12 protein-coding genes are annotated in these 13,809 nt (G+C 68.7%); 8 read left to right on the forward strand and 4 right to left on the reverse strand.

Features of this window, described 5'->3' with window-relative positions:
• Nucleotides 1-28: 28 nt before the first annotated feature.
• Entirely contained in the window at nt 29-1,477 is a 1,449-nt protein-coding gene (locus AB0395_RS13310) for an aldehyde dehydrogenase family protein (protein WP_366280293.1), read from the reverse strand.
• A 334-nt stretch (nt 1,478-1,811) separates the two neighbouring features.
• Here AB0395_RS13310 and AB0395_RS13315 point away from each other — a divergent pair, with 334 nt between their 5' ends.
• The 3 genes from AB0395_RS13315 to AB0395_RS13325 all read left to right on the forward strand — a co-directional run bounded on the left by AB0395_RS13315 (nt 1,812) and on the right by AB0395_RS13325 (nt 4,781).
• Nucleotides 1,812-2,906, forward strand: coding sequence for an extracellular solute-binding protein (locus tag AB0395_RS13315; protein WP_366280296.1), 1,095 nt, complete (start codon nt 1,812-1,814; stop codon nt 2,904-2,906).
• Between the two features lie 143 nt (nt 2,907-3,049).
• Nucleotides 3,050-3,889 carry a hypothetical protein gene (locus AB0395_RS13320; RefSeq protein WP_366280298.1) on the forward strand — a complete coding sequence of 280 codons (840 nt, stop codon included), beginning with the start codon at nt 3,050-3,052 and terminating at the stop codon, nt 3,887-3,889.
• A gap of 88 nt (nt 3,890-3,977) precedes the next feature.
• Nucleotides 3,978-4,781 (forward strand): ABC transporter permease subunit, encoded by an 804-nt coding sequence (locus AB0395_RS13325; RefSeq protein ID WP_366280301.1) that lies wholly within the window; start codon nt 3,978-3,980, stop codon nt 4,779-4,781.
• Between the two features lie 120 nt (nt 4,782-4,901).
• Here the strand turns inward: AB0395_RS13325 and AB0395_RS13330 are convergent, their stop codons facing one another.
• On the reverse strand, nt 4,902-6,008 hold the full coding sequence (locus AB0395_RS13330) for an RNA-guided endonuclease TnpB family protein (RefSeq protein ID WP_366280303.1): 1,107 nt from the start codon (nt 6,006-6,008) through the stop codon (nt 4,902-4,904).
• A 116-nt stretch (nt 6,009-6,124) separates the two neighbouring features.
• On the opposite strand from AB0395_RS13330, the gene AB0395_RS13335 reads away from it, so the two are divergent.
• On the forward strand, nt 6,125-7,156 hold the full coding sequence (locus AB0395_RS13335; RefSeq protein ID WP_366280305.1) for an ABC transporter ATP-binding protein: 1,032 nt from the start codon (nt 6,125-6,127) through the stop codon (nt 7,154-7,156).
• A 283-nt stretch (nt 7,157-7,439) separates the two neighbouring features.
• On the opposite strand, the gene AB0395_RS13340 is transcribed toward AB0395_RS13335, so the two are convergent.
• Complete coding sequence (locus AB0395_RS13340; RefSeq protein WP_366280307.1) at nt 7,440-7,931, reverse strand: GNAT family N-acetyltransferase; 492 nt, start codon at nt 7,929-7,931, stop codon at nt 7,440-7,442.
• Nucleotides 7,928-9,487 carry an XRE family transcriptional regulator gene (locus tag AB0395_RS13345; RefSeq protein WP_366280308.1) on the reverse strand — a complete coding sequence of 520 codons (1,560 nt, stop codon included), beginning with the start codon at nt 9,485-9,487 and terminating at the stop codon, nt 7,928-7,930. Before AB0395_RS13345 ends, AB0395_RS13340 begins: the two co-directional genes overlap by 4 nt.
• Nucleotides 9,488-9,829: 342 nt before the next feature.
• Here AB0395_RS13345 and AB0395_RS13350 point away from each other — a divergent pair, with 342 nt between their 5' ends.
• The 4 genes from AB0395_RS13350 to AB0395_RS13365 all read left to right on the forward strand — a co-directional run bounded on the left by AB0395_RS13350 (nt 9,830) and on the right by AB0395_RS13365 (nt 13,728).
• Nucleotides 9,830-10,114, forward strand: coding sequence for a hypothetical protein (locus tag AB0395_RS13350; RefSeq protein WP_366280310.1), 285 nt, complete (start codon nt 9,830-9,832; stop codon nt 10,112-10,114).
• Nucleotides 10,115-10,887: 773 nt separating this feature from the next.
• Nucleotides 10,888-11,760 carry a mechanosensitive ion channel family protein gene (locus AB0395_RS13355; RefSeq protein ID WP_366280312.1) on the forward strand — a complete coding sequence of 291 codons (873 nt, stop codon included), beginning with the start codon at nt 10,888-10,890 and terminating at the stop codon, nt 11,758-11,760.
• Between the two features lie 10 nt (nt 11,761-11,770).
• A complete protein-coding gene (locus AB0395_RS13360) occupies nt 11,771-12,169 on the forward strand; it encodes a globin (protein WP_366280314.1) in 399 nt (132 codons plus the stop codon).
• A 23-nt stretch (nt 12,170-12,192) separates the two neighbouring features.
• Nucleotides 12,193-13,728: an alpha-amylase family glycosyl hydrolase gene (locus AB0395_RS13365; RefSeq protein WP_366280317.1), complete on the forward strand. Its 1,536-nt coding sequence runs from the start codon at nt 12,193-12,195 to the stop codon at nt 13,726-13,728.
• Nucleotides 13,729-13,809 lie beyond the last annotated feature (81 nt).

The raw sequence follows: 13,809 nt of genomic DNA on the forward strand, positions 1-13,809 counted from the left end.
GCGGCCCTGACATGCGCCGTCGGCGCGTTCAGAAGCTTATGCACGCCGACCGCCACTCGGTGTAGAAGTCCCAGACCTGCGGAGAACACTCGGGCGGCCCGAACTGCGACATCTTCGAGCCCATGTGCGGCAGGTGCGCGTACGCGCCGACGCCAGGCCTGTTGACGTGCAGCATGCCCGCCTCGAAGCGCTCAAGCGCCTCGAACGCCTTGGACATGTCCGAGGTGAAGATCGTGCCGCTCATGCCGTACCTGACGGAGTTGGAGATCCGCATCGCGTCGTCGAAGCCGTCGCAGTCGATCACGGAGAGCACCGGCCCGAAGATCTCCTCCTGGGCGATCTCGCTGTCCCACGGCACGTCGCGCAGCACGGTCGGCTGGACGTAGCAGCCGTCGGGCACGCCCTCCGTGTGGCGCCCGCCGCCGACGGCGACCCTGGCTCCGGCCTCCTGGGCGGATCTGATCGCCTCCAGGCAGGCCCTCATCCGGGCCTCGCTGACCACAGGGCCGATGTCGGCGCCCGCGTCGGCGCCCGCGCCGACCTTCAGCGCCGAGACCCGCTCGACCAGGCGCTCGAGGAACTCGTCCTTGACGCGCACGTCGACCACGACCCTGGAGGTCGCGCTGCAGCGCTGGCCCGACTGGCCGAACGCGCCGAACACCGTGGCCTGGACCGCCTTGTCGAGGTCGGCGTCGGCCAGGACGAGGACGGCGTTCTTGCCGCCCAGTTCGAGCTGGGTACGCAGCAGCCTGGGGGCACCCGCGGTGTGGATGGCCAGGCCGACGGGCAGTGAGCCGGTGAAGCTGATGCCGGTCACGCGCTCGTCGGCGACCAGCGCCTCGCCCGCGGCGATGTCGCCCTGGACGAGGTTGAGCACTCCGGGGGGCAGTCCGGCGTCCACGAACGCCTCGGTCAGCAGCGCGCCGCTCAGCGGGGTGAACGGCGACGGCTTGAACACCGCGGTGCAGCCGGACAGCAGCGCGGGGGCGACCTTCCACATGGGAATCGCCAGCGGGAAGTTCCACGGCGTGATCAGGCCGACCACGCCGAGCGGGGCGCGAAAGGTGTAGGAGAAGGTCCTCGGTTCCTCGGCCGGGGTGGTCTCACCGTTCAGTCGCCGGGCCTCGCCCGCGGTGAAGTCGAGGATGGCCAGGGCGCGCCTGACCTCGCCGCGCGCCTCCTTCAGCAGCTTGCCCTGCTCACGAGTGATCGCCTGGGCGAAGTCCTCAGCCCGTTCCTCGATGAGCCGCTCGACGGCCCGCAGGTAATCGGCCCGCCGGATCGGGCCCAGCGCCTTCCAAGCGGGGAAGGCCGCCGACGCGGCCTCGACGGCGAGGTCGACGTCCGCTCCGCCGGACTCGGCGAAGTCGCCGACGCGGTCCGACAGATCGCCCGGGTTGATGTTGGGCCGGGTCTGCCCGCTCTCCGGCGGGCGCCACTGGCCCCCTATGTGGTTGAGCAGGTAGCGACTCTCCATCGGATTCCTTTCCACCGTGCGACTGTCAGTGGTCAGCCTCACCGCGCGCGCTCCCCTCTCACAAGGGGGAATTACCCGATGCCTCCGATAGGCAGGGGCTATAGCGCTTTACCTATGAGCCCGATCAACAAATGATGCGTTGGCCGCGCTCCGGCACTGGGTTAGACATTCGGCAGCACGCGGTCTCCGTCCGTCAAAGAGCCACTAAATGGCCCCCAAATGACGTTAACCACGAATTCATCTGATCGAAACAAGCCGGTGGGTTGAACGTCGCTCAGGTAAGACCGACAAACGCCATGGTTCAGGGCGTAAAACTCCCAGAAGGGCACTTTCTATGCGAAACCTCCGCTTGCGGGCGGCATCGGCGACCGTACTGGCCATGCTCTCCCTCAGCGCCTGCGGCGGCAGCGCCACAGCCGGCGACTACGACTGGGCCGCCGCCCCGGACGAATCCAAGATCGCCGCACAGGGCGCCGACCTTCCCACGTACGGCCTGGCGCCCGACTGGGCCAACTACGAGGAGGTCATCAAGACCTTCTGCGCCAAGCACGGCGGCACCTGCAAGCACGCCGACACCGACATGTCCTCCGCGGAGGAGATCCAGCGCTTCGACGCGGAGAAGGGCAACCCGGTCGGCACCGCCAGCGACATCGGCCTGATGTGGGGACCGGTCGCCGAGGCCAAGGGCGTCGCCCCTTCCTACCTCCCGCCGTCGGCGAGCAAGCTCAAGGACTGGCAGAAGGCCAAGAACGGCGGCTGGGTCGCCACCTTCGTCGGCGTTCCGGCGTTCGTGGTCAACACCGACAAGGTCACCAACCCGCCGAAGAGCTGGGCCGACCTGCTCAAGCCCGAGTACAAGGGCATGATCGCCACGAAGAACCCGGCCTCCTCCGGCACGGGCCAGGCCATGGTCGTCGCCGCCGCGGTCGCCAACGGCGGCTCGGTCGACAACCTCGTCCCGGCCTACGACTACTTCAAGAAGCTCAAGGACGCGGGCAACCTCAGCGACGCCAAGCTGAGCGAGGAGACCCTGGAGAAGGGCGAGGCCCCGATCCAGATCAACTACGACTTCAACGGCCTGGCCCAGAAGAACGCCCTCAAGGCCAAGAACGTCAACGTGGAAGTGATCATCCCCAGCGACGGCTCCGTCTGGTCCCCCTCGGGGCTGATGATCAACAAGTACAACACCGCCAAGGGCGACTTCCTCAAGGGCTTCCTGGACTACGCCCTGTCCGACGAGGCCCAGACCCTCTTCGCCAAGTTCGGCGCCCGGCCGATCCGCTCCCTCAACGGTGACCTGCAGCTGCCCGCGGACGCCAAGGCCAACTGGCTGCCGGACGCCGCGTACGCGCCGGTGAAGGAGATCGAGATCACCAAGGTGAGCCCCGAGCAGATCGTCGCCGACTGGGAGGCGAAGGTTCTAGCGTGACCCAGCACACCCCTGAGCCCGTGGCGGGAGGAGCACTCCTCCCGCCACCGGCGGGTGCCCGCCCGGCCCCCGCCCCAAGGCACGAAACGCCCGTCTCAGGCGAAGACGTCACCGCCTCGCCTCCGGGCCACATCGCGGGCCGTATGGGGAGGGCTCTCAGGAACTGGGGGCCGGCGCTCCCGCTGCTGGCGTTCACGTTCGCGATGCTCGTGCTCCCCGCCGCCAGGCTGGTCAACGACACCTTCGCGCTGCGCGCGGGCGGCTACGGCCTCGACAACGTGACGCGGGTGATCGAGAACCCGGTGGACCGGCAGGCCATCGCGGGCTCGCTCGGCCTCGGAGTGGTGCAGGCGACCCTCGCCACCCTCCTCGGCGCCCCCGCGGCCTGGCTGATCACCCGGATGCGCCTCGGCGGCCGGGCCTTCTGGCTTTCCCTGATGAACGTGGCCTCCAACTTCGCGGGCATCGGGCTGGCCTTCGGCTTCGTCGCGCTGATCGGTTCGACCGGCATGCTCACCCTGATCCTCGGCGGCCTCTTCGGGATCGACAACCCCTTCCCCTCGACCGGCTCATTCACCGGCATGAACATCGTCTACCTGTACTTCAACGTGCCGATGTTCGTGTTGCTGACCCTGCCCGCGCTGAGCGTGCTCAAGGACGACTGGCAGGAGGCGGCGGCGGTCTGCCACGCGACCCGGTGGCAGTTCTGGCGCCATGTGGGCATCCCCGTGCTGTCGCCGTTCGTGACCGCGGGGTGGCTGCTCATCTTCACCTGGACCATCGGCGTCTACGCGGTGGCGTACGCCGTCGCGGCCAGCCCGGGCAGCCAGAAGCTCATCACCCTGCAGATCGGTACCACGCTGGAGTCCTCGGTCTTCGGTTTGGAGCGCGCCGCGGTGCTCTCGGTGCTGCTCATGATCCTCGCCGCGGGCACGACCGCGCTCTACCGGCTCTCGCTGAGGCGGGCGCAGCGGTGGCTGTGACCGAGGAGTCCCGAAAGCCCCGGGAGCGGCACCGGTGCCGCTCCCGAAGACGCGGGCGAGAAGACGAACGAGAAACGGTGCGCTACCCATGAAAAGGCGGATCTTCCTGGGCCTTCTCGGCCTCTACTTCGGGCTGCCCCTGCTGGCGGCCCTGCTGTACTCCGTCGCGACCCGCTGGACCGACACCCCGCTGCCGGACGGCTACACCCTGGACCACTGGCTCGGCGTTTTCGGCAAGCCGGACGTGACGTCCGCGCTGCTGCGCTCCCTGCTGCTGTCCGCCGTGGTCGTGGTCGTCGACACGCTGCTCGTCGTGCCCGCCGCCTACTGGTCGGTCGTGCACAACCCGAGGATCGGCTCGGTGGTGCAGACGATCGCGGTGATCCCGTTCGCTGTGCCGTGGGTGGTCATCGGAGCGGGCCTCCAACTCGTCACCGCGTCGTTCGCCCCCGACCTGTTCGGCACATTCTGGCTGCTCGCGGCGGCGACCGCGGCCATCGCCTTCCCGTTCATGTACTGGGCGGTCGAGGGCTCCCTGATCGCCGCGGGAGCCGTACGGCTCAGCGAGGCGGCGGCGACCTGCGGCGCCGGTCCCGTCCAGACCCTGGTCCGGGTGATCTTCCCGGCGATCCGCGGCGGTGTGGTCTCGGGCGCGCTGCTGGTCGTCGCCACCGCGATGAACGAGTTCGCGCTCGCCAAGATCCTGGTGGGAGCCAAGTTCGAGACGCTGCCGATCTGGTCGGCCCGTCAGTTCGTCTCCCGCACCCTCGGCGACCCCAACGCGCTCGCCGTCGTCACGATCTTCACCTTCGGCCTCCTGTTCGCACTCTCCGCCCTGGTCGTCCATCTCGGGCGCGGCAGGGTGAGCACCATCGGAAGGACCCTGCGTTGACCTCCTCCCCCTCGTGAACGAGGGGGATTCCCACGGTCGCCCGTGAGGGTTCCTGTTTCACCGCCGGCCGCCCGCCCGAGAGGACTCTCGTTGAGGTCTCACACCAGCTCCGCAGGCGTTTCACCTGTCCGCCAGCCCGGCGGCCAGGATGTTCTTCGCGGCGTTCACGTCCCGGTCATGGGCCGCGCCGCAGGCGCACACCCACGCACGGACGCCGAGCGGCATCTCCTCTTGCAGCGCCCCGCAGGCCGAGCACAGCTTGGAGGAGGGCAGCCACCGGTCCGCCACCAGCAGGTCGCGCCCGTACCAGGCCGCCTTGTACTCCAGCATGGACCGCAGTTCCCGCCAGCCCGCGTCCGAGATGGCGCGGGCCAGGCCGCGGTTTCTGACCATGTTGCGGACGGTGAGGTTCTCCACGGCGATCACTTGGTTCTCGCGAACGAGCCGTGTCGTGAGCTGGTGCAGGTGGTCCCGGCGGCGGTCGGCGATCCGGGCATGCACCCGCGCCACCTTGAGGCGGGCCTTGGCCCGGTTGGCCGACCCCGTGGCTTTGCGGGCGAGCGCCCGCTGGGCCTTGGCCAGCCGGCGCCGACCGGCCCGCTCGTGCCGGCGGTTGACGATCTTCTCCCCGGTGGACAGCGTCACCAAAGCGGTGATCCCGACGTCCACCCCCACCGACGACCCGATGGGCGGCAGCGGGGAGATCTCCTCCTCCACCAGAAGAGACACGAACCAGCGCCCCGCCACGTCCCGGGAGACGGTGACCGTGGACGGCTGCGCCCCCTCCGGCAGCGGACGCGACCACACAACGTCCAGCGGCTCGTTCATCTTCGCCAGGGTGAGCCGGCCGTCGCGCCACCGGAAGGCCGAGCGGGTGTACTCGGCCGACGCCCGCGACCGCTTACGGGACTTGAAGACCGGATACCCGGCACGCTTGGCGAAGAAGTTCGTGAACGCCGCCTGCAGGTGCCGCAACGCCTGCTGCAACGGAACCGACGACACCTCCGACAGGAAACCGTACTCGCCGCCGCGCTTCCAGGCCGTCAGCGCGGCCGACGACTCCGCATACGAGACGCGGCGCCCGTGCAGCCGGTGGGCGCGGGTGCGTTCCTCCAAGGCCTTGTTATAGACCAGGCGCACGCACCCGAAGGTCCGGGCGAGCTCGGAGGCCTGCTCGGGGGTGGGGTGGAAGCGGTATCGGTAGGCCCGCTTCACGAGCTGCGCCATGCCCCACCTTCTACCACACAACCCACCAAATGTCGAACGCGTGTTCGATTTTGCGGTGATATGCCGCGCTTCCTCCCCCGCCTGAAGGCAGGGGTCTCCACACTCAAGGAGTTCTGATGAGTCACGTCGTCCTCGACGGCATCACCAAGCGCTACGCGGGCCATGTCGCGCTGGCCGGGGTGAACGTCAGCGTGGAGCAGGGAGAGATGCTGGCCCTGCTCGGCCCCTCCGGCTGCGGCAAGACCACCCTGCTGCGCTGCATCGCCGGTCTCACCGAGTTCGACTCGGGACGGCTGACCATCGGTGGCACCGACATGGCGGGCGTGCCGGTCCGCAGGCGCCCGATCGGCATGGTCTTCCAGTCCTACGCACTGTTCCCCAACCTGACCGTGCGCGGCAACATCGGCTTCCCGCTGACCGTGCGCAGGCAGGCCAAGGCCGCGGTCGCCGAGCGCGTCGAGGAGATGCTCGAGCTCGTCGGACTGTCGGAGCAGGGGGACAGGCTGCCCAATCAGCTCTCCGGCGGCCAGCAGCAACGCGTCGCACTGGCCCGCGCGCTTGCGCCCCGCCCCGAGGTGCTGCTGCTGGACGAGCCGCTGTCCGCGCTGGACGCCCAGGTGCGTCACCGGCTGCGTGACGAGGTCAGGCGCATCCAGCACCAGGTCGGCATCACCACGGTCTTCGTCACTCACGACCAGGCGGAGGCGCTGGCCATCTCCGACCGGGTCGCGGTGATGAACGCCGGGGACATCGAGCAGTGCGCCGCCCCCTCCGAGATCTACACCGCCCCCTCGACCCGCTTCGCGGCGGGCTTCGTCGGCAACCGCAACACCCTTGAGCTGCACGCGAGCGGAGGGCGGGTGACCGCGGGCGGCGCCTTCGACGTCGAGGCCCCCTGGGAGCGGGTGCTGTGCATGTTCCGCCCCGAGGACGTCTCGGTGCGCCACGAGGGGCCCGGCGCCCGCGCGGTCGTCGACGTGACGGTGTTTCTCGGCGCGACCACCCGCGTCTACGTCCAGGCCGAGGTCAACGGCTCCCCCGCCACGGTCTTCGCCGACCTCCCCTCACGCGCCGCCGCCACACTCTCCCCCGGCGACGTCGTACGGCTCAGCGTGGACCCCGGCCACGTCCAGGTCTTCCCCGCCTGACCGCTCCCCGGCCGCGCGACGTCACGACACGGCCGGGGCCGACCGACCGCCGGGGCCCGTCGCCAGGAGGTGCGAGGGTCCATGCGATCACCGGAGCGGTCAGGGCGCTTCCTCATCCCTTGTGGATGACGCTGGAGACACCGCTGAGCCTGGTGGTGCCCGGCTTGTGGACAATGATCTTCTTCATCGTACCCTCACAGGAAAACGACTACAGGTACGAGAAACAAGTATTCTCCGGTTCCACCGGATTGCAATGTTTAATGAAAAACGGGAATTAATCACTTTAGTCGACCAGAGGCCGAACAGCCGGGATCAGATTGTCTTTCTCTATGTAAATCACGACGTGTTCACCGCGTTCCTCTCTGCGGGTCTCGCGCCAGCCGTACTTGCGGTAGAGCTCGATCGCGGCGAGCTGGTTCAGCGTGGTGTCCGCGCACAGGCGGTGATACCCCAGCTCAATCGCCCGTCGCTCCAGCTCGGCGACCATCCGGTCACCGAGTCCGCGCCGCTGGAAATCCGGATGGACGCGCATGCGACACATCTCGGCCGTCCCGGAGTCGACGCGGCGGAGCCCGCCCATCGCCACGACCCGCCCGCAGGAGAGATCCCCGACAAGGAACTCTCCCTTGGCGGCGATGTAGATCTCACCGATGCGCGGGAAGTCGTCCTCGTAGTAGACACCGTCCCCCGGGGCGAGACCGACCTGGGCGAGGCAGATCCGGTGCAGCGCCCGGACGGATTCGAGGTCGGACCGGCGATAACGCCGGATCCTCATGCATCCCTCACCGTCGAGTCCATCGCGGGCGTGGCGCGCAACGCCTCCAGGTAGAGCTTGAGCTCGGGATGGTTGGGATCCTTGCCCTCCACGTCCCTGGCCACCTCGTGGGCGCGCTGCATGAGGATGTCCGGCCTGCAGCCCTCCCCCAGGCTGGCGAGGGTGGCCTTGGCGATGGCCAGCGCCTCGTCGATGTCCCCCTCGAGGAGCTTGCACTTGGCCCGGTCGAACTTGATGAACGTCGGGTCGAGCCAGTCGCCGGGGCCGTACTTGGTGAGCGCCTGTTCCAGGATGAGGTCGGCCTCCATGGCCTGCCCCAGCTTCACCAGCGCGTCGCCCTGGTGGAAGTAGAGCTGCCGCTCGGTGTAGCCGAAGGTCGCGTCGTCCTGGTCCGCCGCCGCCATCTGGGAGAAGGCCGCCCTGGCCCGGGACAGCGCCCGCTTGGCCTGGTCGACCACATCCTTCTTACCCGCGCCCGACAGCATCGCGAGCGCACGGGCCTCGACGACGGGTGCCATGGCCTGGGCCGCGCACGGCGTCTGGCCCGCCAGATCGCGGCTCTTCCTGGCGAGGTTGAGCGCCTCGCGCGGATCCCCGTAGTAGAGCGGGACCAGGGCCTCCCTGGCGATGACCCAGGCCCTCAGCGCGCGGTCCCCGGTGTCGTCCGCGGCGATCCTGCCCGTCCTGAAGAAGGACCGGGCCATCCTGTGGTCCCCCAGGTTGACCATGATCATGCCGCTGAGGCCCGCGAGCTGGGCCGCCATGCGGCACAGCCGCTCCTGCAGATCCACCGGCTGGCGCCGCTCCATGGCCTTGCGCACGGCACTGAACTCCAGCAGCACGTCGCACAGCAGCCGCAACGGCGGCGTGTTCATGTACTGGCGGCCGAAGCCGATAGTGGCTTCCTCCCACTGGTCGAGCATCGCGGGCGAGACGGTGGCCGACACCAGGGTCTCGTCCATCCTTCTCCGGATGTTCTCCACCGATCCGAGCACCTGTCCGTCGAGCCCGACGGCGGTACCCGCAAGAAGCTGTAAAAGCGTCCTCCGCAACACGTTCTCGTCCTCCTCGCTCCCGTCCGCGGAAAAGGCGCCGCCGATCAGCTGGATCGACGACTCGCGCGGACCAGGGGAAGTGTCGGGTCTTCCGTCTCGGAGATCGCTCCGGACGGCGCCGGACGCCCTGTGGCCGTGGCCACAGATGCAGGGACCGTCATAACCGAGGGAGACCGGTTCGACCCGGTAAGCGGAACACAGGTAGTGGAGGTATTCGGGCCCCGGACGTTTCAGCCCGCTCTCATAGGCGGACAGGAGCGTCTCCCCGATCCCCGGAGCCGACTTGCCGTCGCGTTCGAACAGTGCCCGTATCTGTTCGATTACGTCGGCGAGGGCGACACCGTGCGCGAGACGATGAGCCTTGATGCGGGTGGTCCCGAACTGGGGACCGCACACATCGTGGATCTCTTCCGCGATCTGAGCCGGGTTACGCCCTACGGCGAGGCCCCTCGCGCGAATCTGCCGCGCTAACTCCGTCTCCCTGTGCTGCCTGCCGGACATACCGGCCCCTCTCTCGCGGCCAGCTGGGCTGGTTGGCACGCCTGTCCCGACCGGTCCTCTCCCCGTTGACCCAGTGTGATTCGGGCGTCGCACTGTGCCTACAGAGAATAATGGACCACAGTTGGCTCATTCGAAACGCGCGAATGAAGCCGTCGGCTAAGGATCGTCCTCCGATGGACTGTTTCTTTCAACCTACTTGGGACAATGCACATCCTGATCTTGGTAAGAGTGACATTGACCCATCGGGCCAGGTGAGTCATCTTTGGCCAACCAGCATCGATCCGCGTGACCGAGCGGACACGATTTGGTGGGAGATGGGCCGAACCCAAGAGGAGGAACGAGGTGGGGGAAGACGACTTCGGGCACCTGGAGCGGTTGGTGTCAGAACTTGACGCTCGCGGGTTACACGCCCGAGTGGTGCGGACCCAGGCAGGCCGCGCCTTCGTCCGTGTGATCAACCCGAACGCGACCAGCCTGGCGGAGAACGTCACCTGCCGTGCGCAGGCCGCCCCCAGCCACCGTGATTGGTACTACTGGTGGTCCTGGGGAGAGCGGATGCACACGGTCAAGGACCCCGCCGGCGCGGCGACCAAGGTCGCCCGAGTGCTCGCCGCGGTGGGGGAGTGAGATAGACGGCGCACCGGATGGGATCGCAGCCATCCGGTCCGCCGTGTCCACCGCGGCTCGGCGGAGTCGGCGGGGTGACCGGTGCGGAGCGTCCTCGGACGCTGGGCACCCCGCCGGCTCCGAGATCGGGCGGGCCGGTCCCCATGTCGGCGAGATCCGCGGGACCACCGAGGACGCGACGTGGGCACGGATCTCAGCACGAGAACAGACTTCAAGTACCAGCGCAGACACGGGCCTCAGCAGCGGCGCGGGCACGAGAACGGGCCTCAGCACGAGCGCGGGCACGGCTGTGAGCGCCGATGTGAACAGGCGTGGACATCGGCACGAGCACAGATACCACCACAAGCCGCCGTCCGGGGCAGCCCGGACGGGGATCGGAGGGATCCCTCCCGGAACGGCACGGGACACGCTTCCGGGTGCGTGCCCCGTCCGGGCAGTTCGTCACCGGATCACCCTGGCTCGCCCCCCGCGGCCCCGAGTCCGGACGATCCCGTCCTCCCCGGCGTGATGTGACGACGGCCGGTTCGGTCGGCAATATAGGGATGTCGCTTGACTTACCCCCCTTTGTCGACCGAACCGATCCGGGAGGGATCCACTCCGTGTTCCTGCTCGTCCCCTCGCCCACCCCTACCCCCACCCTCACTCCTTCGCCCACACCGTCGGGCCTGCCATCCGGCTGGGAGGATCTCACCAACATGGGGGCGGGCTTAGTGGACCCGACATGTGGACGGGATGGTGGGGTAATCTGCGGGCTCGTGCAGACCGTTCTGCCCGTGGAATGGGCCCCCATCGTCGCAAACGTGATCGCGGGCCTGATCGCAATCGTGCTGATCTCAGCCGTCGCGATCGTGCTGCGCAAGATGGCCCACCGCCTGATCACCCGCGTCGTGCAGCGCGCCTCCTCGGACAGGCCGTCCCTGGCCGGACGGCTTCGCGGCAAGGACGTGATCCCCCTCGACGGCCTCGACGCCATCATGGCCGAACGGCGCAGGCAACGGGCCGAGACCATGGGCTCCGTGCTCAAGCACGTGGCCTCGATCATCGTCCTCGGCACCGCGGCCCTGACCATCCTCGAACGCCTTTCCGTCCCCATCGCCCCCCTGCTGACCAGCGTCGGCATTCTGGGCGTCGCGATCGGCTTCGGCGCCCAGGAGCTCGTCAAGGACTTCATCGCGGGCATGTTCATGCTTCTGGAGGACCAGTACGGCGTGGGCGACGTGATCGACGTCGGTGCCGCGGTCGGCACCGTCGAAGCCGTCACCCTGCGCATCACCAGGCTGCGCGACATCGACGGCCGGGTCTGGTACGTCCGCAACGGCACCATCATCCGCGTCGGCAACGAGTCTCAGGGCTGGTCCCGCGCCGCGGTCGACGTGCCGGTCGCCTACACCGTCGACGTCCCCGTCGTCCGTGACCTGCTGAACAAAGTGGTCGAGGAGCTGTGGCAGGACACCGACTTCCGCGACTCGATCATCGTGGAGGAGCCGAAGGTCTGGGGAATCGAGCAGATCTCCGGCACGGCCGTCGTCTTCCGGGTCAGCGCCAAGACCATCCCGTCCCGGCAGGCCGAGGTCGCCAGGGAGCTTCGCGTCCGCGTCAAGGCGGCGCTGGACGGCGCTTCCATTCCGATCGCCAGCGTCGCTTAGGCTTGGAGACGTGTCCGCCATCCCCGATGAACCCCAGTCCTTCTACGACGCCGTCGGCGGCGAGGAGGCCTTCCGCCGTCTCGTCCACCGCTTCTACGAAGGCGTCGTGGAAGACCCCCTGCTCCGACCGCTCTACCCCGAGGAAGACCTCACCGGGGCCGAAGACCGGCTGCGCCTCTTCCTGATCCAGTACTGGGGCGGCCCTGGCACCTACAGCCAGCAACGCGGGCACCCGCGCCTGCGGATGCGGCACAACCCGTTCGTCATCGGCTCCGCCGAACGCGACGCGTGGCTGAAGCACATGCACGACGCGGTTGTCCTCCTCGAGCTCCCCGAGGAGCTGGAGAAGCGCCTGTGGGACTACCTCGTCTACGCCGCGCACAGCATGGTCAACGCTCCTGACGCATAAACCCGGCCGGGCAGGGGCAGCCCATGCACATGGAGACCCCCTGGTGGCGTGATGCCGTCGTCTACGAGATCTACGTTCGCAGCTTCGCCGACGCCTCAGGAGACGGCGTCGGCGATCTGGCCGGCATCAGGCAGCGCATGCCGTACCTCGCCGACCTCGGTGTCGACGCGATCTGGCTGACCCCCTTCTACCGCTCCCCCATGGCGGACGGCGGCTACGACGTGGCCGACTACCGTGACGTCGACCCGCTCTTCGGCACGCTGGCCGACTTCGACGCCCTCGTCGCCGAGGCCCACGCGCGCGGTCTGCGGGTGATCGTGGACATCGTGCCCAACCACAGCTCGTCCGAGCACGAGTGGTTCAAGGCGGCGCTGCGGGGCGAGGGCCGCGACCGCTACGTCTTCCACGACGGCGGGGACCTGCCGCCCAACAACTGGCAGTCGACCTTCAGTGGCCCGGCTTGGAGCAAAACACCCGACGGGCAGTGGTACCTCCACCTGTTCGCCCCCGAGCAGCCCGACTTCAACTGGCGCAACCCGGAGGTGCACGCCGAGTTCCTCGACGTGCTGAGGTTCTGGCTGGACCGCGACGTCGACGGGTTCAGAATCGACGTGGCGATGGGTCTGTACAAGGCCGAAGGCCTGCCGGACACCCCTCCGGAGGACCAGGCGTTCAAGGCCGAGTCGCCGATCTGGGGCAGGCCCGAGGTACACGAGGTCTACCGGCGGTGGCGCGAGGTGCTCGACTCCTACCCCGGAGAGCGGATGGCCATCGGCGAGGTGTGGACCGACTCGACCGAGGACCTCGCCCGCTACGTCCGCCCCGACGAGCTGCATCAGAGCTTCAACTTCGCCTGGCTGGAGGCGCCCTGGTCCGCGGCGGCGTTCCGGAAGATCATCGATGACACCCTGGGCGCCGTGACCGCTCCCACCTGGGTGCTGTCCAACCACGACGTGGTCCGGCACGTCACCCGGTACGGCGGGGACCTGCCCAACTCCACGGCGGGCCTCGCCCGCGCGCGGGCGGCACTGCTGGCCATGCTCGCCCTGCCGGGATCGGCCTATCTGTACCAGGGCGAGGAGCTCGGCCTCCCCGAGGTCAGGGACCTTCCCCCGCAGGCCCGCCAGGATCCTATCTTCGCCCGTTCCCAGGGAACGCTGCCGGGGCGCGACGGCTGCCGGGTGCCCCTCCCCTGGTCCGGCGTGGCCGAGCCGTACGGCTTCTCACCCGACGGCGCGCGGCCCTGGCTGCCCCAGCCGGTCGAGTGGACGGTGCTGACCGCCGAGCGTCAGGCGGGCGACCCGGGCTCGACCCTGAGCTTCTACCAGGAGGCTCTGCGCGCCCGCCGCGCGCTACGCGGTTCACTCGCCGACGGCATCACGTGGCTGGACTCCCCCGAGGACTCGCTGTTCTTCAGCCGTGGCCGCCTGACATGCGTCGTCAACTGCGGCACCGACGCGGTTCCCCTCCCACCACACGATCGCGTCCTGATCGGCAGCGCCCCGGTGGACGGCCACCTGCTCCCCCCGGACACCGCGGCCTGGCTCCACACTCCGTGATCTGAGGCTGCCCCGCCCGGCGTGACCGCGGAAAGCTTCCGCATCCCGGGACCGGCCCCTCTTCCACACCCCGGTGGAGCC

Origin of the sequence: Streptosporangium sp. NPDC051023 (assembly GCF_040689595.1) — a bacterium.
GTDB lineage: Bacteria > Actinomycetota > Actinomycetes > Streptosporangiales > Streptosporangiaceae > Streptosporangium.

Coding starts and splice junctions, on each gene's coding strand:
- AB0395_RS13320 (WP_366280298.1), top strand. CDS start 3,050: ATGGGGAGGGCTCTCAGGAACTGGGGGCCGGCGCTCCCGCTGCTGGCG.
- AB0395_RS13325 (WP_366280301.1), top strand. CDS start 3,978: ATGAAAAGGCGGATCTTCCTGGGCCTTCTCGGCCTCTACTTCGGGCTG.
- AB0395_RS13335 (WP_366280305.1), top strand. CDS start 6,125: ATGAGTCACGTCGTCCTCGACGGCATCACCAAGCGCTACGCGGGCCAT.
- AB0395_RS13315 (WP_366280296.1), top strand. CDS start 1,812: ATGCGAAACCTCCGCTTGCGGGCGGCATCGGCGACCGTACTGGCCATG.
- AB0395_RS13340 (WP_366280307.1), bottom strand. CDS start 7,931: ATGAGGATCCGGCGTTATCGCCGGTCCGACCTCGAATCCGTCCGGGCG.
- AB0395_RS13330 (WP_366280303.1), bottom strand. CDS start 6,008: ATGGCGCAGCTCGTGAAGCGGGCCTACCGATACCGCTTCCACCCCACC.
- AB0395_RS13365 (WP_366280317.1), top strand. CDS start 12,193: ATGCACATGGAGACCCCCTGGTGGCGTGATGCCGTCGTCTACGAGATC.
- AB0395_RS13310 (WP_366280293.1), bottom strand. CDS start 1,477: ATGGAGAGTCGCTACCTGCTCAACCACATAGGGGGCCAGTGGCGCCCG.
- AB0395_RS13345 (WP_366280308.1), bottom strand. CDS start 9,487: ATGTCCGGCAGGCAGCACAGGGAGACGGAGTTAGCGCGGCAGATTCGC.